The organism is Micromonospora lutea (genome assembly GCF_016863535.1).
GTDB lineage: Bacteria > Actinomycetota > Actinomycetes > Mycobacteriales > Micromonosporaceae > Micromonospora > Micromonospora lutea.
In genome coordinates this window covers 417,680-443,791 of the sequence record NZ_BOPB01000009.1, presented here as the reverse complement: position 1 = coordinate 443,791, position 26,112 = coordinate 417,680, and the positions used below count along the sequence as shown (strand labels likewise).

General features: G+C 72.4%; 20 protein-coding genes. 9 read left to right on the top strand and 11 right to left on the bottom strand.

Annotated elements, in window-relative coordinates; genetic code table 11:
• Nucleotides 1-76: 76 nt before the first annotated feature.
• On the bottom strand, nt 77-286 hold the full coding sequence (locus Vlu01_RS09800; RefSeq protein ID WP_203996792.1) for a hypothetical protein: 210 nt from the start codon (nt 284-286) through the stop codon (nt 77-79).
• Nucleotides 287-453: 167 nt separating this feature from the next.
• On the opposite strand from Vlu01_RS09800, the gene Vlu01_RS09795 reads away from it, so the two are divergent.
• A complete protein-coding gene (locus Vlu01_RS09795; RefSeq protein ID WP_203996788.1) occupies nt 454-4,017 on the top strand; it encodes an ATP-binding protein in 3,564 nt (1,187 codons plus the stop codon).
• A 56-nt stretch (nt 4,018-4,073) separates the two neighbouring features.
• On the opposite strand, the gene Vlu01_RS09790 is transcribed toward Vlu01_RS09795, so the two are convergent.
• Nucleotides 4,074-4,778, bottom strand: coding sequence for a lysophospholipid acyltransferase family protein (locus tag Vlu01_RS09790; protein WP_203996786.1), 705 nt, complete (start codon nt 4,776-4,778; stop codon nt 4,074-4,076).
• A gap of 537 nt (nt 4,779-5,315) precedes the next feature.
• Between Vlu01_RS09790 and Vlu01_RS09785 the strand changes: the two genes are divergently transcribed.
• Both Vlu01_RS09785 and Vlu01_RS09780 read left to right on the top strand, forming a co-directional pair.
• Nucleotides 5,316-6,164 (top strand): DUF308 domain-containing protein, encoded by an 849-nt coding sequence (locus tag Vlu01_RS09785; protein ID WP_203996784.1) that lies wholly within the window; start codon nt 5,316-5,318, stop codon nt 6,162-6,164.
• A 175-nt stretch (nt 6,165-6,339) separates the two neighbouring features.
• A complete protein-coding gene (locus Vlu01_RS09780; RefSeq protein WP_203996782.1) occupies nt 6,340-7,755 on the top strand; it encodes an alpha,alpha-trehalose-phosphate synthase (UDP-forming) in 1,416 nt (471 codons plus the stop codon).
• Between the two features lie 22 nt (nt 7,756-7,777).
• Here Vlu01_RS09780 and Vlu01_RS09775 read toward each other — a convergent pair whose 3' ends face one another.
• From Vlu01_RS09775 to Vlu01_RS09750, 6 genes are all read right to left on the bottom strand, one after another.
• Nucleotides 7,778-8,581: an alpha/beta hydrolase gene (locus tag Vlu01_RS09775; RefSeq protein ID WP_373307341.1), complete on the bottom strand. Its 804-nt coding sequence runs from the start codon at nt 8,579-8,581 to the stop codon at nt 7,778-7,780.
• An 11-nt stretch (nt 8,582-8,592) separates the two neighbouring features.
• The gene (locus tag Vlu01_RS09770; protein ID WP_203996778.1) at nt 8,593-9,999 is read right to left on the bottom strand and encodes a flavin-containing monooxygenase; all 1,407 of its coding nucleotides are present in this window, start codon (nt 9,997-9,999) and stop codon (nt 8,593-8,595) included.
• Between the two features lie 91 nt (nt 10,000-10,090).
• On the bottom strand, nt 10,091-10,816 hold the full coding sequence (locus Vlu01_RS09765; protein WP_373307329.1) for an endonuclease/exonuclease/phosphatase family protein: 726 nt from the start codon (nt 10,814-10,816) through the stop codon (nt 10,091-10,093).
• Between the two features lie 3 nt (nt 10,817-10,819).
• On the bottom strand, nt 10,820-11,767 hold the full coding sequence (locus Vlu01_RS09760; RefSeq protein WP_203997100.1) for an ROK family glucokinase: 948 nt from the start codon (nt 11,765-11,767) through the stop codon (nt 10,820-10,822).
• A gap of 73 nt (nt 11,768-11,840) precedes the next feature.
• A complete protein-coding gene (locus Vlu01_RS09755; RefSeq protein ID WP_239095804.1) occupies nt 11,841-12,557 on the bottom strand; it encodes a hypothetical protein in 717 nt (238 codons plus the stop codon).
• A gap of 43 nt (nt 12,558-12,600) precedes the next feature.
• Complete coding sequence (locus tag Vlu01_RS09750; protein ID WP_203996776.1) at nt 12,601-13,056, bottom strand: SRPBCC family protein; 456 nt, start codon at nt 13,054-13,056, stop codon at nt 12,601-12,603.
• Between the two features lie 145 nt (nt 13,057-13,201).
• Here Vlu01_RS09750 and Vlu01_RS09745 point away from each other — a divergent pair, with 145 nt between their 5' ends.
• From Vlu01_RS09745 to Vlu01_RS09725, 5 genes are all read left to right on the top strand, one after another.
• Nucleotides 13,202-15,001, top strand: coding sequence for an AMP-dependent synthetase/ligase (locus tag Vlu01_RS09745; protein ID WP_203996774.1), 1,800 nt, complete (start codon nt 13,202-13,204; stop codon nt 14,999-15,001).
• 14 nt (nt 15,002-15,015) lie between these two features.
• Nucleotides 15,016-16,710, top strand: a complete 1,695-nt coding sequence (locus Vlu01_RS09740) for a sensor histidine kinase (protein ID WP_203996772.1) — start codon at nt 15,016-15,018, stop codon at nt 16,708-16,710.
• 7 nt (nt 16,711-16,717) lie between these two features.
• Nucleotides 16,718-17,386 carry a response regulator transcription factor gene (locus tag Vlu01_RS09735; protein WP_007072219.1) on the top strand — a complete coding sequence of 223 codons (669 nt, stop codon included), beginning with the start codon at nt 16,718-16,720 and terminating at the stop codon, nt 17,384-17,386.
• 169 nt (nt 17,387-17,555) lie between these two features.
• Nucleotides 17,556-18,365, top strand: coding sequence for an SAM-dependent methyltransferase (locus Vlu01_RS09730; protein WP_203997091.1), 810 nt, complete (start codon nt 17,556-17,558; stop codon nt 18,363-18,365).
• 79 nt (nt 18,366-18,444) lie between these two features.
• The gene (locus Vlu01_RS09725; RefSeq protein WP_203997090.1) at nt 18,445-20,100 is read left to right on the top strand and encodes a putative bifunctional diguanylate cyclase/phosphodiesterase; all 1,656 of its coding nucleotides are present in this window, start codon (nt 18,445-18,447) and stop codon (nt 20,098-20,100) included.
• 77 nt (nt 20,101-20,177) lie between these two features.
• On the opposite strand, the gene Vlu01_RS09720 is transcribed toward Vlu01_RS09725, so the two are convergent.
• The 3 genes from Vlu01_RS09720 to Vlu01_RS09710 all read right to left on the bottom strand — a co-directional run bounded on the left by Vlu01_RS09720 (nt 20,178) and on the right by Vlu01_RS09710 (nt 24,171).
• Entirely contained in the window at nt 20,178-21,302 is a 1,125-nt protein-coding gene (locus tag Vlu01_RS09720) for a glycosyltransferase family 4 protein (RefSeq protein ID WP_203996770.1), read from the bottom strand.
• Nucleotides 21,299-22,558: a M48 family metallopeptidase gene (locus Vlu01_RS09715; protein ID WP_203996769.1), complete on the bottom strand. Its 1,260-nt coding sequence runs from the start codon at nt 22,556-22,558 to the stop codon at nt 21,299-21,301. Before Vlu01_RS09715 ends, Vlu01_RS09720 begins: the two co-directional genes overlap by 4 nt.
• A 182-nt stretch (nt 22,559-22,740) precedes the next feature.
• Complete coding sequence (locus Vlu01_RS09710; RefSeq protein ID WP_203996761.1) at nt 22,741-24,171, bottom strand: NYN domain-containing protein; 1,431 nt, start codon at nt 24,169-24,171, stop codon at nt 22,741-22,743.
• 126 nt (nt 24,172-24,297) lie between these two features.
• Here Vlu01_RS09710 and Vlu01_RS09705 point away from each other — a divergent pair, with 126 nt between their 5' ends.
• Complete coding sequence (locus tag Vlu01_RS09705) at nt 24,298-26,052, top strand: DEDD exonuclease domain-containing protein (RefSeq protein ID WP_203996759.1); 1,755 nt, start codon at nt 24,298-24,300, stop codon at nt 26,050-26,052.
• Nucleotides 26,053-26,112: the final 60 nt, after the last annotated feature.

Sequence of the window (26,112 nt, the reverse complement as noted above, 5' to 3'; positions counted from 1 at the left end):
CACCGTCAACACGACGACGCAGACGTACGCGGGCAGGGCCGGGACGATCGTCCCGGCCCTGCCCGCACATGTTCGGTCAGGGCTTGGTGCTGCCCGGGCCGACCCAGTCGGTACCACCCGGTCCGACCCAGTCGGTCCCGTCCTTGCCACCACCGGGCACCTCGCCAACGATCCCCTGCGCCTGAAGCTGCGCGAGGGTGGCGGCGTCCACGTCCACCGAGTCTCCGGCGGGGTGGGTGACCCCGTTACCGTCGGTCCAGTCGCTCTTCAGCATCACGTACACCATGGAGCTGTCCCCCTGATCGGTGGTCGACGAATCGGCTGCCTGAATCTAGCCGTTCCGAAACGTGGTGAGCTGCCCGGCTGAGTGTCCACAAGCCAACAGCCCGGTACCCGACAGTGCGTCGGGCAGTGATACTCGATGCTGCGCCCCGGGGCGTCGGGGGCCTGCCAGTGGAGGGTGTCATCGCCGCGCAGTGTGACCGCTGTGGACGTACCGCCGCCGAGGGCGACCGCTTCTGCGGTGGCTGCGGCGCGGAACTTGGTGCCGTCTGCCCACACTGCCTGCGCCCGCTCGCGCGGGACGTGGTCTTCTGCACCTCCTGCGGCGCACCCCGCCCCGGAACGGACGTGGCGGGGACCCTCAACCAGGAGGATCGTCGCCGGGTCAGTGTGCTCTTCGTCGACCTGATCGATTTCACCCCGTACGTCGAGCGGGCCGATCCGGAGCTGGTCCGCGGCATGCAGACCGGTTTCTTCTCCGCCGCCCGCCGGGTGGTCGGCCAGTACGGCGGGGTGGTGGAGAAGTACATCGGCGACGCGGTGATGGCACTGTTCGGTGCGCCGGTGGCCACCGAGACCGACGCGTTGCGGTGTGTGCGGGCCGGGCTGGAGTTGCAGCGGGTGCTGACCCGGTTCACCCCCACCGGCACCGACGGGTTGCGCTTCCGGGTCGGGGTGGCGACCGGGGAGGCGCTGGTCGACGTGGCCGCCGCCCGCGACGGCGGGCAGGCGATCGTCGCCGGTGACGTGGTCAACACCGCCTCGCGGTTGCAGTCGGCGGCGCCACCCGGCGGGGTGCTGGTCGACGGCGCCACGCACGCGCTGACCCGGGACACCATCCGCTACGACGAGCAACCCCCGGTCACCCTGCGCGGACGGTCCGCGCCGACCGAGGTGTGGCTGGCCCGGTCCGCGGTACACCAGCAGCCCACCGACCGGGAGCCCGACACCACGCCGCTGATCGACCGGGAACACGAGCTGGGCATGCTGGTCAACGCCCTGCACCGCAGCCTGCGCGACCGCCGGCCCCAGGTGGTGACCGTCTTCGGTCGGGCCGGCATCGGCAAGAGCCGGCTGGTGCGCGAACTGCACCGACATGCCGCCCGGCTGGTGGACGAGCCACTGACCTGGCGGATCGGCCGGTGCCCACCGTTCGGCGAGAACGTCACGTTCGCCGCGCTGGCCGACATCGTCAAGGCCGAGGCCGGCATCCTCGACACCGACCCAGCCGCCAGTGCCGCGCAGCGGCTCACCGCCGCCGTCAGCGAACTGGTCGGCGTCGCCGGACGGGACCGGGTGGCCGACGCGCTGCGTCCGCTGGTCGGACTGGCCGGCACCCCGCTGCCGGCGGAGGAGGCGGAATCGGCGTGGCGGCGGTTCCTGCTGGCGCTCGCGGCCCGCCGTCCCACCGTGCTGGTCTTCGAGGATCTGCACTGGGCCGACGACGCGATGCTGCGCTTCGTGGAGCTGCTCGGCGCGGCGGCCCGGGACGTGCCGCTGCTGCTGCTGTGCACCGCCCGCCCCGAACTGGTCGACCGGGATCCGAGCTGGGCGGGGACCATCACCGGCTCGGTCACCATCGCCCTGCCGCCGTTGCGGGACACCGGCATCGCCGCGTTGTACGCGCACATGTTCGGCCAGGCCGCGTTCTCCGCCGACCTGCTGACCCCGCTGATCGAGGTGGCCGGCGGCAACCCGCTCTACGCCCACGAGTACGTCCGGATGCTCATCGAGCAGGGCGCGCTGCGGCAGTCCGGACGCGGCTGGTCGCTGGAGAAACACCTGGACCTGCCGATGCCGGAGAGCGTGCACGCGGTCATCGCCAACCGGGTCGACCTGCTCGACGCGAAGGACCGGGCGGTGCTGCTGGCCGCGTCGGTGGTCGGGGTGCAGTTCTGGCCCGGCGCCGTGGCCGCCGCCGTCGGGCAGCCGGTCGAGTCCGTCGAGCGCGCCCTGCGCCGGCTGGAGCAGCGGGACTTCGTGCACGAGCAGGGCGCCTCCACGATGGCCGGGCAGCCGGAGTACCGCTTTCGGCACGTGCTGGTCCGTGACGTCTGCTACCAGCGGCTACCCCGTACCGAGCGGGTGGCCCGGCACGAACGCACCGCCGACTGGCTGGACACGCTGTCGCAGAGCCGGGACACCGACCTGGCCGAGGTGCTGGCCCACCACCGCTGGGTGGCGCACGAGATCGCCCGCTCGCTGGGTATGGAGACCCGCCGGTACTGCGCGCCGGCACGCGCCGCGTTGCACCGGGCGGCGCGCCGGGCGTACGCGCTGCACGGGTTGGACGCCGCCGCCAGCCACGCCGCCCGGGCGCTCGGCCTGGCCGACGACTCCGATCCGGTGGGCCGTCTCCAGTTGGAGCTGCTCAGTACCGAGATCTCGTTCCACCGCGACGGCAATGCCTTCCTCTCTGGCGGCGGGCCCGAGCAGGTGCAGGCGCTTGCCGAGCGGCTGCTCGCCCACGGCGACGAGGCGTGTGCGGCGCGGGCCTGGACGCTGCTCGGCCAGGCGGCGTGGCTGCGGGCCGACCGCCCGGCGGCGCTGGCCTGCCTGGACCGGGCGGTACGGCTGTTCGAGCCGCTACCGGACAGCGCCCAGAAGGCCGACGCCTTCGCCGAGTTGGGTCGGCTGCACATGCTCAACTACGAGCGTGATCCGGCCGTCGCGGCGGCCGACACGGCAGCCGAGATCGGCGAACGGCTCGGGCTGACCGAGATCCGCACCAACGCCCGGATCACCGCGGCCACCGCCCGTTACCAGGCTGGCGACCGGGCCGGGCTCGACGAGTTGTACACCATCGTCGAGTTCAGCCGGGCCGGTCAGTTGCTGGCGCTGCCCCGGGCCACCCAGAACCTCGCCTACGCCGTCTGTGAGGAGGGTGACTGGGTACGCTCCGATGCCCTGCTCTCGGCTGTGCCGGCGCGTACCGCGAGCGGGCAGACCCTGACCACCAGTTATTCCAGCGAGGCGATGCGGGCCTGGTTCGAGGGGGACTTCGGGCGGCTGATCGCCGCCGCCGACGCGTTCGTGGACACCCCGACCGGCAGCTGGGACATGCAGGTGCGCGGCCTGCGGTCGTGCCTGCTGGTGCTGCGTGGCCAGCCGGTGCCACCGGGCCCACCCGCAGATCAGTCGCCAGCCGGGACACCGCCCCGCGACGACGTGGCCGCCGCGTTGGACGTCGCCCGGCGCAGTGGCTTCCACCGGCTGCACTGGACGATGCTCGCGATGGGCGCGCTGTGCCGAGCGGTACAGGGGCGCGTCGACGAGGCCGCCGCGTTGGTCGACGAACTGGCCGAGTCGTGGTCCGCGGTGCCGGCGTTGGCCAGCGGCGAGTGGATCGCCGCAGCCGGTTGGGCGGCCAGTATCGCCGGGCGCAAGCCCGCAGCCCGGGTACGCGCCATGCTCGGCCGGGTCGGCCACCGTACGCCGTGGTCGGAGGCGGCGCTGCGGACCGTCACCGGCGCGCTGGCCGGGGCCGACGACAATCACCGGCACGCCGCCGAGCTGCACCTGGCCGCCGCCGAGATCTACGCCGGCATCCCCGACGTCACCGACCGGATGCTGGCACTGACCTTCGCGGTACGCGAACTGGCCTGCGCCGGCGACCCGGCGGCGGCCAGCGCGCCCCTGGCCGAGCTGCGCGCCTTCGCCCACCGCAACGGCGCACCGGGTCTGCTCGCTCTGGCCCACCCGCCCGCCGACCCCGCGCAGACCCTCGCCTCCTGAACCGTCGCTGGCCCGGCGGCGCTACCGCGCGGCACACCGGTGGCGGGGGCGTCCGCTCAGGCCGTGACGGGCGTGGCGGGTGTCCCGGTGGGCTGGGTCTTGAGTTTCTGGGCGTAGACGTCGACGTACTCGCGGCCGGAGAGCTCCATCAACTCGTACATGATCTCGTCGGTGACCGCGCGCTCGACGAACCGGTCACCGGCCAGTCCGGCGTAGCGGGAGAAATCCACCGGCGGGCCGAAGCGGATCCGCACCCGCGCCAGCTTCGGGATGAGCTGACCGGGCGGCTGGATCTCGTCCAGGTTGAGCATCACCACCGGCACCACCGGCGCACCGCTCTCCAGCGCCAGCCGGGCCACCCCGGTCTTGCCCCGGTAGAGCCGACCGTCGGGTGAGCGGGTGCCCTCCGGATAGATGCCGGCGATACCGCCGGCCCGCAGCACCTTCAGCTGGGTGTCCAGTGCCGCGCGGGCGGCCCGGCCACCGGAGCGGTCCACCGGGATGGTGCCGGTGCCGGTGAAGAACACCTTGGTCAGCCAGCCCTTGATCCCCTTGCCGGTGAAATACTCCGCCTTGGCCACGAAGGTGACCTTTCGGGGCACGATCAGCGGGGTGAAGATCGAGTCGGAGAAGGAGAGGTGGTTGCTGGCCAGGATGACCGGACCAGCAGCCGGCACGTGGTGCAGACCTTCCACCTGCGGCCGGAAGATGAGTCGCAGCAGCGGGCCGAGCAGCACGTACTTCAGCAGCCAGTAGAGCACCGGCATCCCTTCCCCAGGTGTTGGTCACCGCGGACCCGCGCCGGGTCGGGTGATCGTGGCACGAGCCTACGAACCGCCGCCAACCGCAGCAACGGACGTCCGGCCTGAAAACACCCGTCACGTTGGGTGTCGGCCGGCCGACCGCCCTCCCTTCGGTCGCCACGCTTTGCTCTGCTTCAACGCACGCAATGGTGACTTTCCGTATCGATTGTCGTTCGGAACCTGACGTGCGCGGGTGCCGTCGTACCTGGTCAGGGACCCTTGCGTTGGTTGAAGCAGAGCAAAGGATTGGTGGGTGACCACGGGCTGGGGCGGTCTCGGTGACGCCGTGTCGCCATTACCGAGGGTTGCCGTGACCGACAAGCGGTGCGACGGTGGCAGCGTCCGCGAGCGAGCCGGAGCGGGCCCACCCGTACGCCGCGCCACAAGGCACTCCCCGAACCCACCCTCGACGTGTCACGATTCAAGGCACGGGCGTGCGGGGGCGCGTCGAGGGGCTGCGGGGCGCGCCGGTGGCGCGATGAGGAGGATGGTCCGGTGTCAGCGGGTGGGGCCCGCCGGGGACGGCGGGACAACGGTCTCGACGCGAGCGAGTACGCCATCGCTGGCGATGTCGACCCGCGCGTCGGTGAGCACCTGCTCGACGTGCTGGCCGCCGGCGGGATCGCCGCCTACCTGCAACCGTCGGCCGACCTGAACCCGGTCACCCGCACCACCACCGTGCCGGCGCGGCCGGTGGACCGGCTCTACGTGGATCGCTCGCACCTGAGCACCGCCCGGGACTACCTCAGTCAACTCGCCGACGAGACCAGCGGTGCCCGTGCCAGCGAGGAACCGGACATCGACGCGGAGTGGGAGCGGATCGTCGCCGGCTTCCACGCCGAGCCGGAGACCGGCGACCATCCGTGGCCCGCCGTGGAGGACGTGGACGACCAGACCGGGCGGAGCGGCGGCACGGCCACCGCCACCCGGTCGGGCACCGAGGAGCCCGGCCCGACCGCCACCGGCGTACGCCGGCTGCCGTACGCCGCCGACATCTCCGGCGTCTCGGTGGGACGTGGTCCTCGGGACGGGGAGGGGCCGTCGCTGCTGGACGGCCTGGACACCTTCGGCACGGACCTGCCCGACGACCCGGACGACGACGAGCGCTACGTACCGCCGCCGCCCCCGCCGCTACCCCGGGTGTCCAAGTTCGCGATGGCCGGCGTTCTCGCCGTGCTGCTCGGCTTCGTGCTGTTCCTCTTTCCCGATCTGCTCCCCGCCGACCAGGGCATCGTGACGCTACTCGGCTTCACCGGCATCCTCGCCGGGTTCGTCACGCTGGTGTGGCGGCTACGTCCCGGCGACGCCGACGATCGCGACCCTGACGACGGTGCCGTCGTCTGAGTCACCGCGCAGGGTAACCGCCCGGATACCGGGACAGCGACGGCCCGTGCCAACGTGCGTAACAGTGGTGTAACTTACTGTCAGTAGGAATACCGCAGTACGTCACGTCACTTGCTGACTGCCCGGTTGTTCCTCCCTCGTGGCGGTCACTCCCCTGCTGATCGGAATGCCCGAGATGCGACAGAGTTCCCTGGTGGTGGTGGCCAACCGCCTACCCATCGACGACAGCGTGGCTCCCGACGGTGCCTGCGAGTGGCGCCGCAACCCCGGCGGGCTGGTCAGCGCGCTGCACCCCCTGCTGCGCCACACCCCCGCAACCTGGGTCGGCTGGGCCGGCGGCACCGGTCCGGCGCCCGTCCTGCCCGACATCGACGGAGTGCGGATGCACTCCGTCGCGCTCAGCGGCGAAGACCTGCGGGACCACTACGAGGGTTTCGCCAACGCGACCCTCTGGCCGATCTACCACGACGCGGTCGAGCAACCGCAGCACCACCGGCGCTGGTGGGACGCGTACCTACGGGTCAACCAGCGGTTCGCCGAGGCCACCGCGCAGGTCGCCGAGGCCGGCGCGGTGGTCTGGGTGCAGGACTACCACCTGCAACTGGTGCCGGGGCTGCTCCGCACTCTCCGGCCCGACCTGCGCATCGGTTTCTTCCTGCACGTGCCGTTCCCGCCGCCGGAGCTGTTCATGCAGTTGCCCCGCCGGGCCGAGTTGCTGCGCGGGATGCTCGGCGCCGACCTGGTCGGCTTCCAACGCGCCCAGGCGGCACACAACTTCGCGCAGCTGGTGACGAAGGTGCTGGGGCTGCCGGCCACCGACCGACGGATCGGGATCGAGGACCGGGTGGTGCGCATCGGCGCGTTCCCGGTCTCGATCGACACGGTCGAGATGGCCGCGCTGGCCGACCGCCCGGACGTGGCCGACCGGGCTCGCCGACTGCGCCAGGACCTGGGCAGCCCGGATCAGGTGATCCTCAGCGTCGACCGGATGGACTACACCAAGGGCATCGAGCAGCGGCTCAAGGCCTACAGCGAGTTGCTCGCCGGCGGGCACGTCAAGGTCCGTGACACGGTGCTGGTGCAGGTGGCAGTGCCCAGCCGGGAGCGGGTCAGCCAGTACCAGATCCTCCGGGACCGGGTCGAGCGGGAGGTCGGGCGGATCAACGGCGAGTTCGGCCGGGTAGGTGAGCCGGCGATCCACTACCTCACCCAACCGTTCGACCGTGCCGAGTTGGCCGCGCTCTACCGGATCGCCGACGTGATGGCGGTGACCCCGCTACGCGACGGAATGAATCTGGTCGCCAAGGAGTACGTCGCCGCCCGGGTCGACGACACCGGAGCGCTGCTGCTCAGCGAGTTCGCCGGGGCCGCCGCCGAGTTGCCGCAGGCGCACCTGGTCAACCCGCACGACCTGGAAGGGCTCAAGCAGGGCCTGCTCGCGGCGTTGCGGGCCGACCCCGCCGACGTGCGGGAGCGGATGCGGGCCATGCGCGCCCACCTGCATGAACACGACATCCGGGCCTGGGCCCGCTCCTACCTGTCCACCTTGGATCAGACCGGTTCGATGCTGGCCCGCCTCGGCGGCGACTGACACCAGGCCGGTGCCGCGACGGTCAGCCGCGGTCGTCGCGGGCCGGGTCCTTGACCAGCCAGTCGAGGATGGCGTCGATCGGCTCCCGCCACCGGGCGTCGAGCATCAGATCGTGCCCCATGCCGGGGAAGAGCAGCGGAGCCGCACCGTACCGCCGTGCCGCCCGGGTCAGCGCCGAGGCCGGCACCACCCGGTCGTCGGGACTACCCAGTACCAGCACGGGCGGGTTTCCCACCGCCGGCTCCGGATCGGCACCGGTCATCAGCTGCCACTGGGCCCGCCGGGCCGCCCGTCCCAGCCGCGCGGTGTGCCGCCGGGCCTCGGCGTCGGGCAGCTCGCTGCTGAACAGCTGCTTGCGGTTCAGCCGCAGCCCGGCACCGAACACGGCCGGCAGGGTGCCGAGCGGGTTGCGGCGCAACGCGGTGCCGAGCGTGGCCCAACCGCCGAGCACCGGCGCCACCAGCACCGCTGCCCGGGCCGGATAGCGGGCCATGGCGTACTCGGTCACCAGGGCCCCGGCACCGTGTCCCACCAGCACCGCCTGGCGCGGCAGGCTGGCCGCCACCTGGACCACGTCGTGGGCGTACGCCCGCAGGGTCGCCTCCGGTGCCGGGTCGCTGCCGCCGTGCCCGCGCAGGCTCACCGCGTAGGCGCTGAAGCCGCGGGCGGCGACATGGCCGAGCCAGTTCTCGGCGTACGCCCAGGCACCGTGACCGAAGCCCGGCACGAACAGCAGCGGTGGCCGCCCCTCCTCCATCTCCGGAACGGCGCTGAGCACCTCACGCCGGACCGGGCGCACCGGCCGCGCCCACTCCCAGCTGCGCATCACCCGCTCGGTCACTTGCTCTCCAGCTCGCGTAGGGCGCGCTCCAGCGCGCGCAGATAGTCGGCGTGCCCGACCTCGAACCAGTGCCGGGTCGAATCCTTCACCTGTCCCGAGTAGCGCTCGCCGGCCCCGGCCCGCACCCGGGCGGCGAAGGCTGCGGCCCGGTCCGGACGGCTGGCCCGCAACCGCAGCGACCGGGCGACGAGCACGGCCTGCCAGTGGGCCAGGGTGAAGATGCCGGAGTCCGGTTGGAGCAGCCCGGTGACCGCGAGAGTGGGATGGTCCGGTACGAGGGCGTTGAGCCACAGTCGGGGCCGGCCCAACCCCTCGTCGTCGCCGAGGATCTTTCCGTCGAGGAACTCGAAGCGGGGCAGGTAGCCGGTGGCGAAGACGATCAGTTCCGGGTCGATCTGTCGACCGTCGGTCAGCTCCACCGAGTGCGGGTGGAAGCGTTCGATGTCCGGTACCGGGGCGATCGCGCCGTGGCCCACGTGGTAGACGAGCAGGCTGTTGGCGATCGGGTGCGTCTCGTACACCCGGTGGTCCGGCTTCGGCAGACCGAAGCGGGTCAGGTCGCCGACGGTCAGCCGCAACGTCCGGTGATAGAGCCACTGGCGGACACGCAGCGGTACCCGCAACGCCAGCAGCAGGTCGTTGACCTGGTCGGCGGGACGACCAAGGACGTACTTCGGGGCGTACCAGTAGCCACGGCGGGTGGAGTGCCAACAACGCGACGCCTGCTGGGCGGCCTCCACGGCGATGTCGCAGCCGGTGTTGCCGGCGCCCACCACCAGTACCCGCTTGCCCCGCAGTTGTGCCGCGTCCTTGTACGACGAGGCGTGCATGACCTCGCCGCGGAACTGTTCCAGCCCTTCGTAGCGGGGCAGCTTCGGCGACCAGTTGTGCCCGTTGGCGATCACCACGGCGGCGTACCGGGAGGTGCGCTCGGGTCCGTAGCCGCCGGTGCTGCGGGTGGTGACGTCCCACCGGTCGTCGGCGACCGGCTCCACCCGCACCACCTCGGTGCCGAACCAGATGTGCCGCCGCAGGTCGAAGTGGTCGGCGTAGCGCTCGAAGTACGACAGCAGCTGGCTGTGGTGCGGATAGTCCGGCCAGTCGTCGGGCATCGGAAAGTCGGGAAACTGGGTGAACGGCCGCGACGAGATCAGATGGGTGCTGGCGTACACCGGGCTGCGGTCGTGTCGCCAGTTCCAGGCACCGCCGACGCCGGTCTCGCGTTCGTAGCAGTCGACCCCGAAGCCGTGCTCGACGAGGTTCTTGACGGCGGTCAGGCCGCTGGCGCCGGCGCCGATGACGCAGACGGTGTCGCCCCGGTCGGAGACCGGACGGCCGTCGTGGCTGCGGGCGAGCGTGGTCGTCTCCGGATCTGGCCGGCCGGGCTCGGTGGAGGTGGACACCGGGGATCTCCTTCGTCTCGGCACGAGTGCCGGGTCGCGCGAAATCCTCTCCACAACGGAGCGGGATGTCCAGCCCGGCCAGGGACCGATGTCAGGCAGCGGCGGGCAGCAACAGGTCGACCAGGACCGGGAAGTGGTCGCTGGCCCGCCGGGTCAGCGGAGTGTCCACCACGTCGTAGTCGACCACGATGATCCGCGGATCGACGAACAGGGCGTCGATGCGCCGTCGGGGATCGGCGCACGAGTAGGTGAGCCGGTCGGTCCGGTCGGCCGCCTCCGCCGCGTCGGTCAGCCCGTCGGCGACGGCGCGCCACGCCGGCCCGCCCGGTTCCTCGTTGAGGTCGGCGGCGGCGATCACCGGGTGAGGTGCGGCGGCCAGGTCCCGCTTGAACAGCTCGGCCTGGCCGGGACGCTCGGTGGGGTCGGTGGACAGGTGTGACCCGGCCACGGTGAACCAGGCGGAGGTGCCCACCCGGCAGTCGGCGTACGCGGCGCCGCGCAGGTGCCGGCCAGGGGTGAGCGGGAAACGCCGGCAGCGGGTTGCGGTCACCCGTACCCGGAGGCTGGTCAACACCAGGTTGCCCAGCGACGGCAGCCCACCGGCGGCGACCACCAGACCGAACGACTCGGCCAGCGCGGCCGATTTCTCCCGCCACCGGAACCGGCGCGGCCCCTCCTGCACGACCACCACGTCCGGTGCCGCCTCGCGTACCACCGTGGCCAGCGCGGCGGTGTCGTCGCGTTGGCTGTGGACGTTGTACGACAGCACGCGCAGCGGCACGCCGAGTTCGGTCACCGGGTGCGGTACGGCGGACACCGGCTAGGCCCGCCGGGCCAGGTCGGCGGCGCCGATGACTCCGGCGGCGTTGCCGAGCTCGGCCGGGCGGATCTCGGCCACGGGCAGTCGGCTGCGCTGGGCCAGGGCTTGGCTGAACGAGCGACGGGTGGGGCCCATCAGCAGCTCACCGGCCTCGATGACGCCACCGCCGACGACCAGGACCTGCGGGTCGAGGATCTGTGCCATGTCCGCCAGGCTGGTGCCGAGCCAGCGCCCGACCTGCGCGAACGCCTCGGTCGAAACCGGGTCGCCGCCCTTGCCGGCGGCAGTGACCATCGGCCCGGTGATCGCCTCGGCCTCCCCGTCGGCCAATTCCAGCAGGGCGGCGGCCCGGTGCGGCTCCTGCCGGGCGGCGGCCCGAGCGAACCGGACCAGGGCGCTGCCGCTGGCGTACTGCTCGATGCAGCCGAGTCGGCCGCAGCCGCACTGGTGGCCGTCGGGGACGGTGAGCATGTGGCCCAGTTCGGCGGCGATGCCGTTGGCGCCACGGAGCAGGTCACCGCCGAGCACGATGCCGCCGCCGACGCCGGTGCCGATGGTGAACATGACCATCGAGTCGTCGGCGTGGCGGGCGGCGCCGTAGCGGAACTCGGCCCAGGCCGCCACGTTGCCGTCGTTCTCGACGATGACCGGCAGTCCGACCGCCGCGCTGACGTAGGCCCGCAGTGGCTCGTCGCGCCAGGCCAGGTTGGGGGCGAAGAGCACAGTGGAACGACTGACGTCGATCCACCCCGCCGCACCGATGCCGACCGCCTGGATGTCGCGTCCGGAGGCCAGTTCGGCGACCAGCTCGATGATGACGTCACGGGTCTTGCCGACGTCGTCGGCGGGGGTGTCCCGTCGGGTCTGCACGAGGATGGTGCCGGTGTCGTCGACGACACCGCCGGCCACCTTGGTGCCCCCGACGTCGACTCCGATGGTCAGCGTCACCGCTGCCACTCCCCTCTGCTGTGCCACCCCGCGCACACCTGCCCTCGCCGGTGGTGCGGGTCGTCCGTGGTGGTCAGGCCCCGTCGCCTGGTGCATCCTGTCGCCCGTCGGGCACGGCACGGCCGTCCGGTGCGGGCTCGTCACCCGGCACGGGTTCGCCGTGGGGTATCCGGGAGGCGGGCACCACGCGATGCTCGCTCGACGTCCGACGTCCGGCCGGTGCGACCGGCCCGGCGGCGTCGACGGGCGCGGCGGCCGGAACGGCGACGTCCTCCGCCCGGGTCGCGGCGGACCAGACCTCCCGCTCCGGTGCCGGCTGAGAATCATGCCCGGTACGGGTCGCCTCGCGCCACACGTGGTCGCCGTACGGGTCGGCGGAGGCGGTGGGGGTGGCATCGGGGGCGGAGGTCGTCTCCGGGTCGACGGTGGGTCCGGAGGCCGGTTCGGTCGGGCTGAAGGCGCGCAGGAAACTGGCCAGGCCAGCGGCCAGATCCCCGGCTCCGGTGGCCAGTCGTTCGGCGAATTCCGGGCTGGGGTCGCGCAATGCGGCGATGCCCCGACATACCGGGCAGACGCAGCATTCGGCAGCACCGGTGGCGAAACCACCGCCGGTGGCGCCGGACGTGGTGTCCGGGGCGTCGTTGTGACCGAGGACACCGGTCACGATTCCGCCGAGCGGGCCCAGGGGCACCGCTGACGGGTTGGCGGCGGCCAACCGTACGGTGGCCAGCAGAGTAGCGACCAGCCGCTCCGCCTCTTCCCGGGCCGTACCCGGATCTGTCGCACCCATCCTGGGCTCCTCTACCGCGGCGGCGACGGGGTCGCCGGACGCGTCATTGCGCCGCACCGGACGCTTCTACCCGGCGCTTGAGCTGCTTCAACGCGGCATCCATGATCATTTTCTCGGCCTTGCGACGGAACATGCCGAGCATCCCGACCGCGAGCTCCACCTCCAGGGTGTAGGTCACGGTGGTGCCCCCGTCGGCGTTGGCCACCAGGTCGTACGAGCCCCGCTGCGCCTTCTGCATCTTCGACGGGGCGACCAGGTGCCACTCGATACGGGACAGGTCCTCGGCGTAGGCGTACGCCAACACGTACTCGTCGGCCAGCACCGTGGCGTCGAGGACGAAACGGACCTGACTGGCGTATCCGTCCTCGTACTCCTCGATCACCTCCGCCTCGCGGACCGCCTCGGTCCACTCGGGGTAGCTCGGAAAGTCACAGATGACCGCCGCCACCCGGTCCGGTGCGGCACCGATGATGATCGACTGGGTGGAGGAGTCCGCCATGCTGGGAGGCTACCGTCCGTCGACCGCCCGCGTGCCGCGCAGCCCACCTGCGGTGGGCTGATGGCCGGCCGGGCGGGTAGGTTTCGACACAGCCACCGGCGCAGGTGGCGGCCCGACCCGGTCCCGTGAGCACGAGGGAGTGCAGGTGCGCGAGTTCACCGTCCCGCCGATCGTCACTGTCGGCGATTCGGCCAACCTCACCGATCCGGTCTGGGAGAACGCCGAGGCCGCGCCCGACGCGGTGCAGTTCGTCCGCCGCGACGCGGGGGGTGCCTGGGCCGACGTGACGTGCCGGCAGTTCCGCGACGAGGTGGCCGCGGTCGCCCGCGGGCTGGTCGCCGCCGGCGTACGGCCGGGCGACCGGGTGGCGCTGATGAGCCGCACCCGCTACGAGTGGACGCTCGTCGACTACGCCATCTGGGCGGCCGGTGCGGTCACCGTGCCGATCTACGAGACCTCCAGCGCCGAGCAGGCGTCCTGGATCCTGGGCGACTCCGGCGCGGTGGCCGTCGTGGTGGAGACCACCGCGCACGCCACGCTGGTGGCCGGCGTCCGGGACCAGCTACCCGCGCTGGCCCACGTCTGGCAGATCGACCTGGGTGGGGTGGACGACCTGGTGGCCGCCGGCGCACAGGTGGAGCCGGCCGAGATCGAGCGCCGCCGCGCCGATCTGCGCTCCTCGGACCTGGCGACCATCATCTACACCAGCGGCACCACCGGCCGCCCCAAGGGCTGCGTGCTGACCCACCGCAACATGTACGCCGACATCGCCAACGCCGTCCCGGTGCTGCCGAACCTGTTCGGCCCGAACGCATCGACCCTGCTGTTCCTGCCGCTCGCGCACGCCTTCGCCCGGCTCATCCAGATCGGCGTGGTGCAGGCCCGGGCCACCATGGCGCACTGCTCGGACACCAAGAACCTGGTCGCCGAACTCCAGGAGTTCAAGCCGACCTTCGTGCTCTCGGTGCCCCGGGTCTTCGAGAAGGTCTACAACGGCGCCAAGCAGAAGGCCGAGGCCAGCGGCAAGGGCCGGATCTTTGCCCGCGCCGAGGCGGTCGCCATCGCGTACAGCGAGGCGTTGGAGACCTCCGGCGGGCCGGGCCTGGCACTGCGCGCCCAGCACGCGCTCTTCGACCGGCTGGTCTACGGCAAGCTGCGGGCCGCCCTCGGTGGGCGCTGCCGCGACGCGATCTCCGGTGGCGCACCGCTCGGCGCCCGGCTCGGCCACTTCTTCCGGGGCGTCGGCGTGACCGTCTGCGAAGGGTACGGGCTGACGGAGACCTCTCCGGCCGCCACGGCCAACCTTCCCGGATACACCCGGATCGGCACGGTCGGTCGACCGCTGCCCGGCGTCACCATCCGGATCGACGACGACGGCGAGGTCCTCATCGCCGGTGATCTCATCTTCCAGGGGTACTGGCACAACGACGAGGCCACCGCCGAGGCGCTCACCGGCGATGGTTGGTTCCGCACCGGCGACCTGGGTTCGCTCGACGGTGACGGCTACCTCACCATCACCGGTCGGAAGAAGGAGATCATCGTGACGGCCGGCGGCAAGAACGTCGCCCCCGCCGTGCTGGAGGACCAGGTCCGGGCACATCCCCTGGTCAGCCAGTGTGTCGTGGTTGGTGACCGACAACCGTTCATCGCCGCGTTGATCACCCTCGACGAGGAGGCCCTGCCAGCCTGGCTGGAGTCGGCCGGGCTGCCCGCTGACACCGGGATCGACGTGCTGCGCGAGCACGAGGGGCTGCGGGCGGAGATCCAGGCCGCGGTCGACCGGGCCAACCAGTCGGTCTCCAAGGCCGAAGCGATCAAGGTCTTCCGGGTGCTGCCGCACGACTTCACCGAGGCGACCGGGGAACTGACCCCGTCGCTGAAGGTCAAGCGCCAGGTGGTGCACAAGACGTACGCGGCGGAAATCGCCGATATCTACCGCGGCTGACTACCATCCGTCACGTGCCCGCCTCGACATCCGCTCTGGCCCGCTCGCACCCGCTCGCCGCGGCGGCGCGCGTCGTCGTGCTCACGCTGGTCGCCGTCCTGACCCTGTTCGCCACCCGCGACGTGACCCAGCTGTGGTGGATCGTCCTGTTGGCGCTGGCCGGGCTACCGGCGATGCTGGCACCCCAGCACCGGCTCGTCGGCCCGCTCAGCCGGGTGGCGGAGGTGCTGGTGCTCGGTCTCGCGGCCAGCCAGGTCGCCGCGGTGGCCACCGTCGGCGGTCACATCGGCGGACTGGGTGCCTCGGCCGTGCTGCCGTACCTCGCGGTGCCGGTGACCGTCACGGCGCTACGTCGCCGGTTCCGTGAGGGCGCGGCGCTGATCGCCGTGACCGCCGGCAGCCTGCTGGTCGCCGGTGCGGTCACCGAGGTCGGCGGGGTCCGCCAGCTGAGCCAGCCCGGATATCTCGCCGTCTGCGCGCAGTGGCTGATCCTGGCCGCCCTCGGTCTCTACGCCGCCGGCACGCTGCACCGGGTGATGCAGGTGCGCCACGACAACAAACCCCAGCCGTACGCCGAGGCGACCCGCCTGCTGACCCAGCTGCGTACGGTGGCCCGCCAACTGCCCGGCGCCACGCTCGACCCGGGTGGGATCTCCGAGCACCTGTTGGAGGAGTTGCGCACGGTGGCCCGTACCGATCGGGGCGCGGTGCTCTCCGCCAGCGGTGGTGGCCGGCTGGTGGTGCTCGCCCAACTCGGTGCGGACCGGGTCGACTGGGAAACCACCATCGACGCGGACTCGGCCATCGCCGACGCCTGGGCCAGTCAGCAGTCGCAGACCGCGGCCCGCTCGCAGTCCCGCTCCCACCGGAGCGCGGAGGTCTCGGCGCTGATCGTGCCGCTGGTGGCCGGCCTGCGCACGGTGGGTCTGGTGGTGTTGGAGACCGACCGGGCGCACGCGTACCCACCACCGGTGGTGGCCCAGGTGACCGCGCTGACCGGCCCGGCCGCGCTGCGCCTGGAGGCCGCCCTGCTCTTCGACGAGGTGCGCTCGCTGGCCACCAACGAGGAGCGGCAGCGGCTGGCCCGGGAGATCCACGACGGGGTGGCCCAGGAACTGGTGATGGTGGGCTACGGCATCGACAACGCCCTGGCCACCGTGCATGAGGACGCCGAGGAGACCGCCGAGTCGCTGCGCCTGCTGCGTCAGGAGGTGACCCGGGTGATCACCGAGCTGCGACTGAGCCTGTTCGAGCTGCGCAGCGAGGTGGACCGGCACGGTGGACTGGCCGCCGCGATCGCCGAGTACGCCCGCACCGTCGGTGCCTCCGGCGGCCTGCGGGTGCACCTGTCCCTGGACGAGTCCACCGCCCGGCTGCCCGCCGCGACCGAGGCCGAGCTGCTACGCATCGCCCAGGAGGCGGTCACCAACGCCCGCAAGCACGCTGGCGCGGCCAATCTCTGGGTCACCTGCGAGGTCGATCCGCCCTATGCGCAGATCGAAGTGTCAGATGACGGTCACGGCATAGGTGACCAGCGCTCGGACGGGCACTATGGTCTTGCGATCATGGCCGAGAGAGCGGAACGTATCCGGGGCCGGTTGGAGATCAGGCCGCGGCAGCCGAGTGGTACGACCGTCGCGGTGGTGGTCGGTTCACCGCCCCGGCGCGATAACGTTCGCGGTAGCGCCGCCGCAGCAGAAGGGGAGTAAGCCGAGGATGACCACAAGCCCGACACCGGCAACCCGTACCAAGGTCCTCCTTGTCGACGATCACGACTTGATCCGCAAGGGCCTGCGGCACGCCTTCGAGCGCGACCGGCAGTTCGAGGTCGTCGGCGAGGCGGCCACCGCGGCGGAGGGCGTCCGGCAGGCCGGTGCCCTGCAGCCAGACGTGGTGATCATGGATTTGCGGCTGCCCGACGGCAGCGGTCTGGAGGCGACCCGCGCACTGCGCAAGTCCAGCGCGTCGATGGGCATCGTGGTGCTCACCATGTACGCCGGCGATGACCAGCTCTTCGGTGCCCTGGAAGCGGGTGCCAGCGCGTTCGTACCGAAGACCGCGCCGGCCGACGAGGTCGTCGCCGCCGCCCGGCACGCCGCCTCCTCCCCCAGCGCTTTCACCGCCGCCGACCTGGCCGAGGCGATGAAGCGTCGCCTCGCCCCGTCCGGTCCGCAGCTGTCTCCCCGCGAGGGTCAGGTGCTGCGACTGCTCGCCGACGGAATGAGCGTCGCCGGCATCGCCAAGCAGCTGTTCGTCAGCGAATCGACCGCCAAGACCCACATCTCGAAGCTCTACGAGAAGCTCGGCGCGGCCAACCGGGCGCAGGCACTGATGACCGCGCTGCGGCTCGGTCTGCTCGAAGCGCCGGACGCGCCGAAGTTCTGACCGCGCCCAGCGCGGCGCTTTGCGGATCCGTGTCCCACCACGGCGGGGCACGGATCTTCGCATCGATCGCCGCTCCGCACGGATCGACTATGGCCTCGCATGCGAAAGCGGGGCAGAATACGCGCCGGGGCGCACCATCGCCCCGAGGGCGTGCGGAGGGGTGATGTCATTGCGACGGCCGGACTGGGCACCCGAGACGATCGACGTCGAACGTCCCAGCGTCGCCCGCATGTACGACTACTATCTCGGCGGCTCGCACAACTTCGCCGTGGACCGGGCCGCCGCCCGAGCGATGGTGGCGGCGGTGCCGCAGGCGCCCCTGATGGCCCAGGCCAACCGCGCTTTCCTGCGCCGGGCGGTGCAGTTCCTCACCGACGCCGGCATCCGCCAGTTCCTGGACATCGGCTCCGGCATCCCCACCGTGGGCAACGTGCACGAGATCGCGCAGCGGCACGCCCCTGAGTCGCGGGTGGTCTACGTCGACATCGACCCGGTCGCCGTGGCGCACAGTCGGGAGATCCTGGCCGGCAACGACCGTACCGCGGTGATCCAGGAGGACCTGCGCAACCCGGAGCAGATCCTGGCCAACCCCGACGTACGCGCGATGCTCGACTTCTCCCAGCCGGTGGCCGTGCTGGTGGTGGCGGTGCTGCACTTCGTCTCCGACGACGACCGTCCGGCCGAGGTGCTACGGGCCCTGCGCTCGGCACTGGTCCCCGGCAGCTACCTGGTCCTGTCGCAGGCCAGCGACGACGGCCGGGACGAGACCGAGCGGGCCGAGGCCGAGGAGGTCTACCGACGCACCGACAACCCACTCTGGGTACGCGGCCGGGCCGAGCTGACCGGCTTCTTCGACGGCTTCGAGCTGGTCGAGCCCGGCGTGGTGTGGGTGCCGCAGTGGCGTCCGGAGACCCCGGAGAGCGCCGAAGACGCCGAACGGGCGGTGTTCCTCGGCGGGGTCGGACGCCTCGGTGGCTGAACCTCCGGACGGCCAGCCCTGCGTCGGTGTCTTCGCTCGGGCCTGGGCGAAGGCGGTGGCGGGTACCAGCTATCTGCCGATGACCCACGCCCAGTTGGAGATGCTGCTCCAGCGCCTCACCAACCTGCTGGCCGAGGCGCTGCGGGCGGAGCCGCTCGACCTGCGGGTGGGGCACCGGGTCGCCAACGAGCTGGTCGCCGCGCACATCGCCTCCGCCGAGGCACTCGGCCGGACCGTGGAGGTGATCCAGCTTCGACTGGTCCGCGACCTCGATCTGGTCGCCGACGACATCGAGGACCGGCTGGCCCGACTGCTGGGCGCGGTGGCCACCGGCTACGCCCGGGCTCTGCGCGACCGGACCCTCGATGAGCAGGAGTCCATCCGACGTGCGGCGATGACCGCCCGCGCCGAGGCCGAGCAGGCCCTGCGCGCCAGCGAGGCCCGCTTCCGGCATCAGGCCACCCACGACCCGTTGACCGATCTGCCGAACCGCACGCTCTTCGCCGAACGCCTCGCCGCCGCCGTCACCGGATCAGCCGGCAGTGGCCGTCGGGTCGGGCTGTGCTTCCTCGACCTGGACCGGTTCAAGCGGGTGAACGACTCGTTCGGGCACCAGATCGGCGACCGGGCGCTGGTCGCGGCGGCGCGACGGCTACGCCGGGCGGTCGAGCCGCACCTGGTCGCACGGCTCGGCGGAGACGCCTTCGTCGTTCTCGTCGAACGCTCCACCGGCACCGGAGACGTGGTCGCCGTCGCCGAGGCGGCGCTGGCCGCGCTCTCCGAGCCGGTGGTGGTCGACGGGCACGACGTGACGGTCACGGCGAGCGTGGGCATCGTGGAGCGGCGGGTCGTCGGCACCTCACCGGACGACCTGATGCGGGCAGCGGGCAGCACCCTGCTCTGGGCCAAGGCCGCCGGAGGCGCTGGCTGGGCCCTGTACGACGCGGAGCGCGACAGCCGCGAACAGGCTCGCCAGGAACTGAGCGCGGCCATCCCGGCGGGACTGGAACGGGGTGAGTTCTTCCTCGACTACCAGCCGTTGACCTCATTGCACGACGGCTCGGTGCTGGGCGTCGAGGCACTGGTCCGGTGGCGTCACCCACGGCTGGGCGTGTTGCGTCCGGACAGCTTCATCGGCCTGGCGGAGGAGACCGGGTTGATCGTGCAGCTCGGCGGCTGGGTACTCGCCGAGGCCTGCCGCGAGGCGGTCGGCTGGACGTCCGCCTCGGGTCAGCCCCCGTACGTCAGCGTCAACCTGGCGGTCCGTCAGGTCCGCCGCCCCGGCCTGGTGCAGGAGGTGCGGGCCCTGCTGCGCCGTACCGGCCTACCACCGAACCGGCTCCAGTTGGAGATCACCGAAAGCACGATGATGACCACCTCCGAGGAGCCGGTACGCGCCCTTCGTGCGCTCGCCGCCCTGGGCATCCGGATCGCCATCGACGACTTCGGCACCGGCTACAGCAACCTGGCCTACCTGCGCGATCTGCCGGTGACCGAGTTGAAGGTGGCCGGTGAGTTCGTGCGCGGCCTGCGTACCCCCGATGCCCTCGCCGACGAGCGGATCCTCGCCTCGCTGGTCTCGCTGGCCCACGCGTTGGACCTCACCGTGACCGCCGAGGGCGTGGAGACCGGTGGGCAGGCCGAACGGTTGCGGGCGATCGGATGCGACGCCGGCCAGGGCTGGCATTTCGGCCGTCCCGCTCCCCCTGACCACATCCTCGCCCGCATCCGCTGAGCAGTAAGGAAGGGCACCTTGTTAACGCCTGGTGTATAGGAAGGGGCCCTTCCTTACATCTCGACGGGCCGGGGGGGTCAGCCGGCGAGCAGCGTGGTGAGGCGTTGCGCCTGCGTCTCCCAGCGCCACTCCTGCTCCACCCAGGCACGGCCGGCAGCGCCGAACTGTCGGGCGAGGTCCCGGTCGGCCAGCAGGGTGGCCACCCGGTCGGCGAGTTCCGCGAGGTCCCGACCGTCCACCACGTACCCGGTCTCGCCCTCGCGCACCGCGTCCGGCGCGCCCCCGGAGTTTCCGGCCACCACCGGCAGGCCGGTCGCCGACGCCTCCAGGTAGACGATGCCGAGCCCTTCGACGTCCAGGCCCCGGTTCCGGGTGCGGCACGGCATCGCGTACACGTCGCCGGCCGCGTAGTGGGCGGGCAGGTCGGCCGAGGGCACCGAGCCGGTGAAGACCACGTCCCGTTCCACCCCTGACTGGCGGGCCAGCCGGGCCAGCGTGCTCCGGTACGGTCCGCCGCCGACGACCAGCAGCGCGGCGTCGGGCACTCGACGACGGATCAGCGGCATCGCCCGGATCAGCATGTCCTGCCCCTTCCGGGGCACCAGTCGGGACACGCAGACCACCACCGGCCGGTCGGACAGGCCGAGCCGGTGCCGGACCGCGCCACCGTCGACGGACGGGTGATAGAGGTCGGTGTCCACGCCGGGCGCGAGCCGCCGCAACTCGGTGCGCCCGTCCAGCGCCCGGGCCAGCCGGGTGCGGGTGTACTCCCCCAGGTAGGTGACCACGTCGGTGTCCTGACCGATGCGCCGTAACGCGGTCCTGGCCAGCGGCAGCGCCGCCCAACCGACCTCGTGGCCGTGGGTCAGGGCGACCACCCGTCGGATGCCGGCCCGTCGGCGCAGCCCGGCGGCGAGCAGGCCGAGCGGAGCCGCCGCGCCGAACCAGACCGAATCGCAGCCGTACGTTCGGGCCAGCCGGGCAGCCCGGCGTGCCACCAGCGGGGTGGGCAGCAGCACCTTGGTGCGCTCACGAACCACCTCGAACGGCTGGTCGGCGTCGAACTTCTCCGCCCCGGCCCAGCGCGACGCGTACACCACCACGGAACCGGCCGGCTGGCGCACCGCGAGGTTGTGTACGAACGATTGGATACCGCCCGGCCGAGGCGGAAAATCATTCGTGACCAGCAACGTACGGCTCACCGGCCCACCTTCCTGGCGTACGCGCGGGCGGCAGCGATCCGCTCCACGGTTGACGGGTGGGACGCCGAGTACAGGTACTCCCAGCGGGGTGGGTCAGGGTCGGAGAGGTTGACCGTGGACAGGCGTCGCTGCATCGACTCGAACGCGGCCGGGTCTCCGGTCAACGCCAGCGCGTGTGCGTCGGCACGGGCCTCGACCCGCCGCGACATCAGTGCCTGTACCGGGGCGAAGACCAGCCCAGCCACCGTGACCAGGGCGAGCAGCAATCCGAACGCGCGGGGTTGCGCCACCGAGTCGACCCCGGCCAGGCGCAGCAGTGGCGGCCAGGAGCCGATCAGGTAGAGCGCCACCACGGCGGCGGCCGCGCCGAGCGCGCCGGTGAGCGTCCCGGCCAGTACGTCCCGGTCCCGGGCGTGGCCCAACTCGTGTGCCACCACCGCGGTCACCTCGGCCGGCGTCGCCTCGCGCAGCAGGTTGTCGTAGACCACCACCCGGCGGGTCGGCCCGAACCCGGAGACGTACGCGTTGACCGCCCGGGTACGCCGGGACGCGTCGGCCACCAGCACGTCGCGCACCGGCACTGCGTCCCGTTCGGCCAGCTCCATCAGTTGGCTGCGCAGCGGCGAGGGCTCCATCGGGGTGAACCGGTTGAAGACCGGTTCGACCAGCACCGGCAGCACGAAGGAGAGCAGCACCACCAGGGTGGCGGCTCCGGCCGCGCCGAACGCCCACCACCAGCGGGGGGCGAGTCGTACGACGGTGTAGAAGCCGAGCAGCGCCACCGCGCCGATGACGGCGCTGACCGCGTACGACTTGAGCAGGTCCACGGCCCAGCCGCCCCAGCCGTTGGTGGCCAGCCCGTAGCGGGTGAGCACGCTGTGCCGCCACGCCGAGAACGGCAGCGTCACCAGGTCGGCGACCAGCACCACGGCCAGACCGCCGAGGACCGCCTGCGCGATCCAGTGGTCGCCGAAGGGGCGCCCGGCCAGCTCGATCAGGCGGCTGCCCAGCGGGGTCAACCCGAGCGCCAGCGCCACCAGCAGCCCGACGCCGAGCGCCGTCCATCCGCCGGGACGCAACGCGGAACGGAACTGCCGGGCCCGCTCCACCTGCTCGGTCGGCAGGTCACGCAGGGCGGCGAGCTGGTCGGCCCGGGGCGCCGGCGGACGCTGCCACGGGATCAGCACCAGTGCCGCCACGAGCAGGGCGACGCCCAGTCCGGCCAGGGTCAGCAGCGCCCACCCTCGCGGACTCATCGCGGCACTCCGTTCGACGTGGGCGATCCGCCGCCGCAGCGAACGCGAACCGACCCGTCGTCCGCCCTGCGCCTCATACCGCCGCTCCTGTCGCCATGGGCGCCCATCCTATGTCCCGGGGGTACGCCCGCCCCCGCCCGTCGTCCCACCCGCACGACCGGCCCGGGACGACGACGGCGGGGTCAGGACCGCGACAGGCGACGCAGCAGCGAGTCGGCCCCCAGCGGGTACGCCCCATGTCGACGTACCCCGTCGGCGACCTCGCGATCGGAGGAGACCACGACCACGGGGCGGCCCGGCGGTTCGGCACGGACCAGCCGACGGATCAACTCGTCGGCGGTCTCGCCCTTGCGGGAGAACAGCACCCGCACGCCGCGCGGGGTGGGTGGCAGGCCGTGCACCCGTTCCGCCCCGTCGAAGACGACGGTGACCTCGTCACCGGTCTGCGCGGCGATCCCGCCGAGCCCGCTGACCAGTCGCTTGCGCTGCTGTTCCAGGGACATCTCACCGAAGCCGCGTTTGGTCACGTTGTAGCCGTCGACCACCAGGTGCGCCCGGGGCAGGGCCAGCAACTGGTCCAGCCGGGCCGGGTCGTCGGTGTCCCGGGCGCGGACGGCGGCCTCGGTGGCGGCAGGAGAATCGGCGAAGGAGTCGGCCACGAAGTCGGCGGGCAGTTTGTCGACCGGGTCCAGAGCCAGCTCCCGACGCAGCCCACGGGCGGCCTGACCGATCGTCTCCAGCAGCAACCACAAACGTGCGTCGTCGACCGAGCGGGCCTCCTTGGCACTGCTGCGGGCCACCCCGGCCGCCGCCTCGGCCTCGGCCAGCCGGGCCCGGGCCCGGCGCAGTTCAGCGTCCGCGTCGGCGGCGGCGCGCGCGGCCCGGCCCCGCTCGGTGGCCAGCAGCTCGTTGGCCCGGCGTTCCCGGGCCTGCCCCTCCCGCAGCGCACGGCCCAACTGCCGGGTCTCCTCGCGCAACTGGCCCAGTTCCTCGCGCACCCGGGCCAGTTCGTCGCGGAGCTTGTCGGCCTCGACCCGGGCCACCGCCCGGTCGTGCTCGGCCCGGGTGGCCCGCTGCTCCGCCTGCCGGACCAACTCGGCCACGACCGCCGTGTCCGCCTCGGCGCGGACCGCAGCCCCGCTGGCGTCGATCAGCTCCCGCCAGCCGCGCGGGCGGGCCAGGTAGGCCAGGGCGGCCACCTCGACCGGGTCGGCGGCGGCGGGGGCGGTGCCGTCAACGACGGCGGCACCCAGGTCACCGACGTCGGCCAGCACCCGGGCGGAGACCCGCTGCCGGAACAGCGGATCAGCGGCGAGTTGGGCGGCGATCACGGGCGCACCGAGCCGGGCGCGTCGATTCGGGGCGAACTTGGCGACCCGGCGCAGCGGCACGGGCACCTCGTCGCCGGGCAGACCCGGCAACACGGCGGCGGTGAGCGAGACGATCCGCTGCCGCACCGGCTCGGGCAGACTCGGCTCCGGCTCCGGCTGCCCCACCTCGGCCGCGTCGCTGTCCGTCACCGGGTCGTCGATGGGACCGCCACCAGCCGCGGGCACCGAGACGACCTGCTCCTCCTGCGGGAGGTTGTCGTCATGCGGCTCGGTGAGGGGCATGTGGCAAGTCTCCCACCGCGACCGGGCCCACCGCCCGGTGGTGAGCCGATCTCTCATCCTAGACCGGTGGTGACTGTTGGGGCCGATGGGGCACGAGTGTCGGACCGGACGGTTACGGTGCCGCGGATGGCAGCACAGGAGTTCCGCCAACCGACGCTGGCCGGGCTCGACCCGACCGTCAACGGTGTCGACCCGGCATTGCCGCTGTACGCGACGACGTTCGTGGTGGTCGATCTGGAGACGACCGGCGGAGCTCCCGACGGCGGCGGCATCACCGAGATCGGCGCAGTCAAGGTGCGCGGCGGCGAGGAGCTGGGCGTGCTGGCCACCCTGGTCAATCCCGGGGTGCCGATCCCACCCTTCATCACCGTGCTGACCGGCATCACCCAGGCGATGCTGCTGCCGGCACCGCCGATCGAGCAGGTGCTGCCGAGCTTCCTGGAGTTCGTCTCGGACGCCGTGCTGGTCGCCCACAACGCACCCTACGATGTCGGCTTCCTCAAGGCCGCGTGCGCGAAGCACGGCTACCGCTGGCCGAATCCACGGGTGCTGGACACCGCGGCCCTGGCCCGACGGGTGCTGCTGCGCGACGAGGTGCCCAACCGCAAGCTCGGCACCCTTGCCGCGTACTTCCGGGCCGCCACGCAGCCGACCCACCGGGCCCTGGACGACGCCCGGGCGACCGTCGACGTGCTGCACGGCCTCATCGGACGTCTCGGCGGGCACCGGGTCGACACCATCGGCGACGCCATCGAGTTCGCCCGCGCGGTCACTCCGACCCAACGTCGCAAGCGGCACCTGGCCGACGGGCTGCCCCGCGGTCCCGGGGTCTACATCTTCCGGGCCGCCGACGACCGACCGCTCTACGTCGGCACCTCCCGGGACATCGCCACCCGGGTACGCAGCTACTTCACCGCCGCGGAGAAACGCGCCCGGATTTCGGAGATGCTGGCCGCCGCCGAACGGGTGGAGGCGGTGGAGTGCGCGCACTCCCTGGAGGCGGAGGTGCGTGAGCTGCGGCTGATCGCGGCGCACGCGCCGCCGTACAACCGACGGTCGAAGTACCCGGAGCGGGTGGTCTGGCTGAAGCTGACCGACGGCCCGTACCCCCGGTTGTCGGTGGTCCGGGAGATCTCCCCGGGCGACCGTGCCTACCTCGGCCCCTTCACCTCGCGGCGAGCCGCCGAGCTGGCCGCCGCCGGCTTCCACGACGCGGTGCCGCTGCGCCAGTGCACCCACCGGTTGTCGCTGCGCACGGTGACGCCGGCCTGCGCGCTGGCCGAGCTGGGTCGCTGCCCGGCCCCCTGCGAGCACCGAATCTCCCCTGAGGAGTACGACGCCCGCGCGGTCACGCCGTTCGCCACCGCCACCACCGGCGACCCGCAGCCGGTGGTGGACGCCCTGCTGACCCGGATCGAGGCGCTCTCGGCCAACCAGCGTTACGAGGAGGCGGCGACCGTGCGCTCCCGCCTCGCGGCGGTGCTGCGGGCCGCCGTACGCATGCAGCGCCTGGCCGCGCTGAGTGGCCTCGCCGAGGTGGCCGCCGCGCATCCGGCGGCCGGCGGCGGTTGGGAGCTGGCGCTGGTACGGCATGGCCGACTCGCCGGGGCCGGCGTGTCGCCGCCCGGGGTCCATCCTCGACCGACGTTGACCGCCATCCGGGCCACCGCCGAGACGGTGTCACCCGGGCACGGCCCGGTCCCGGCCGCCACTCCGGAGGAGTCGGAGCGGATCCTGTCCTGGTTGGAACGACCGGAGACCCGACTGGTCGAGATGTCCGCCGGCTGGGCCTCCCCGGTGGCCGGTGCGGCCCGGTTCCGTGACCTGTTGACCAAAGCCGAAAGCGCGGCGTCCCCGCAACTCTGGTCCGAACGCTCATGAGCAACTGTCCGATCGGACTACGTCGACTCACTTACTCTGTTAAGGAAGTGCAGTCCTGCC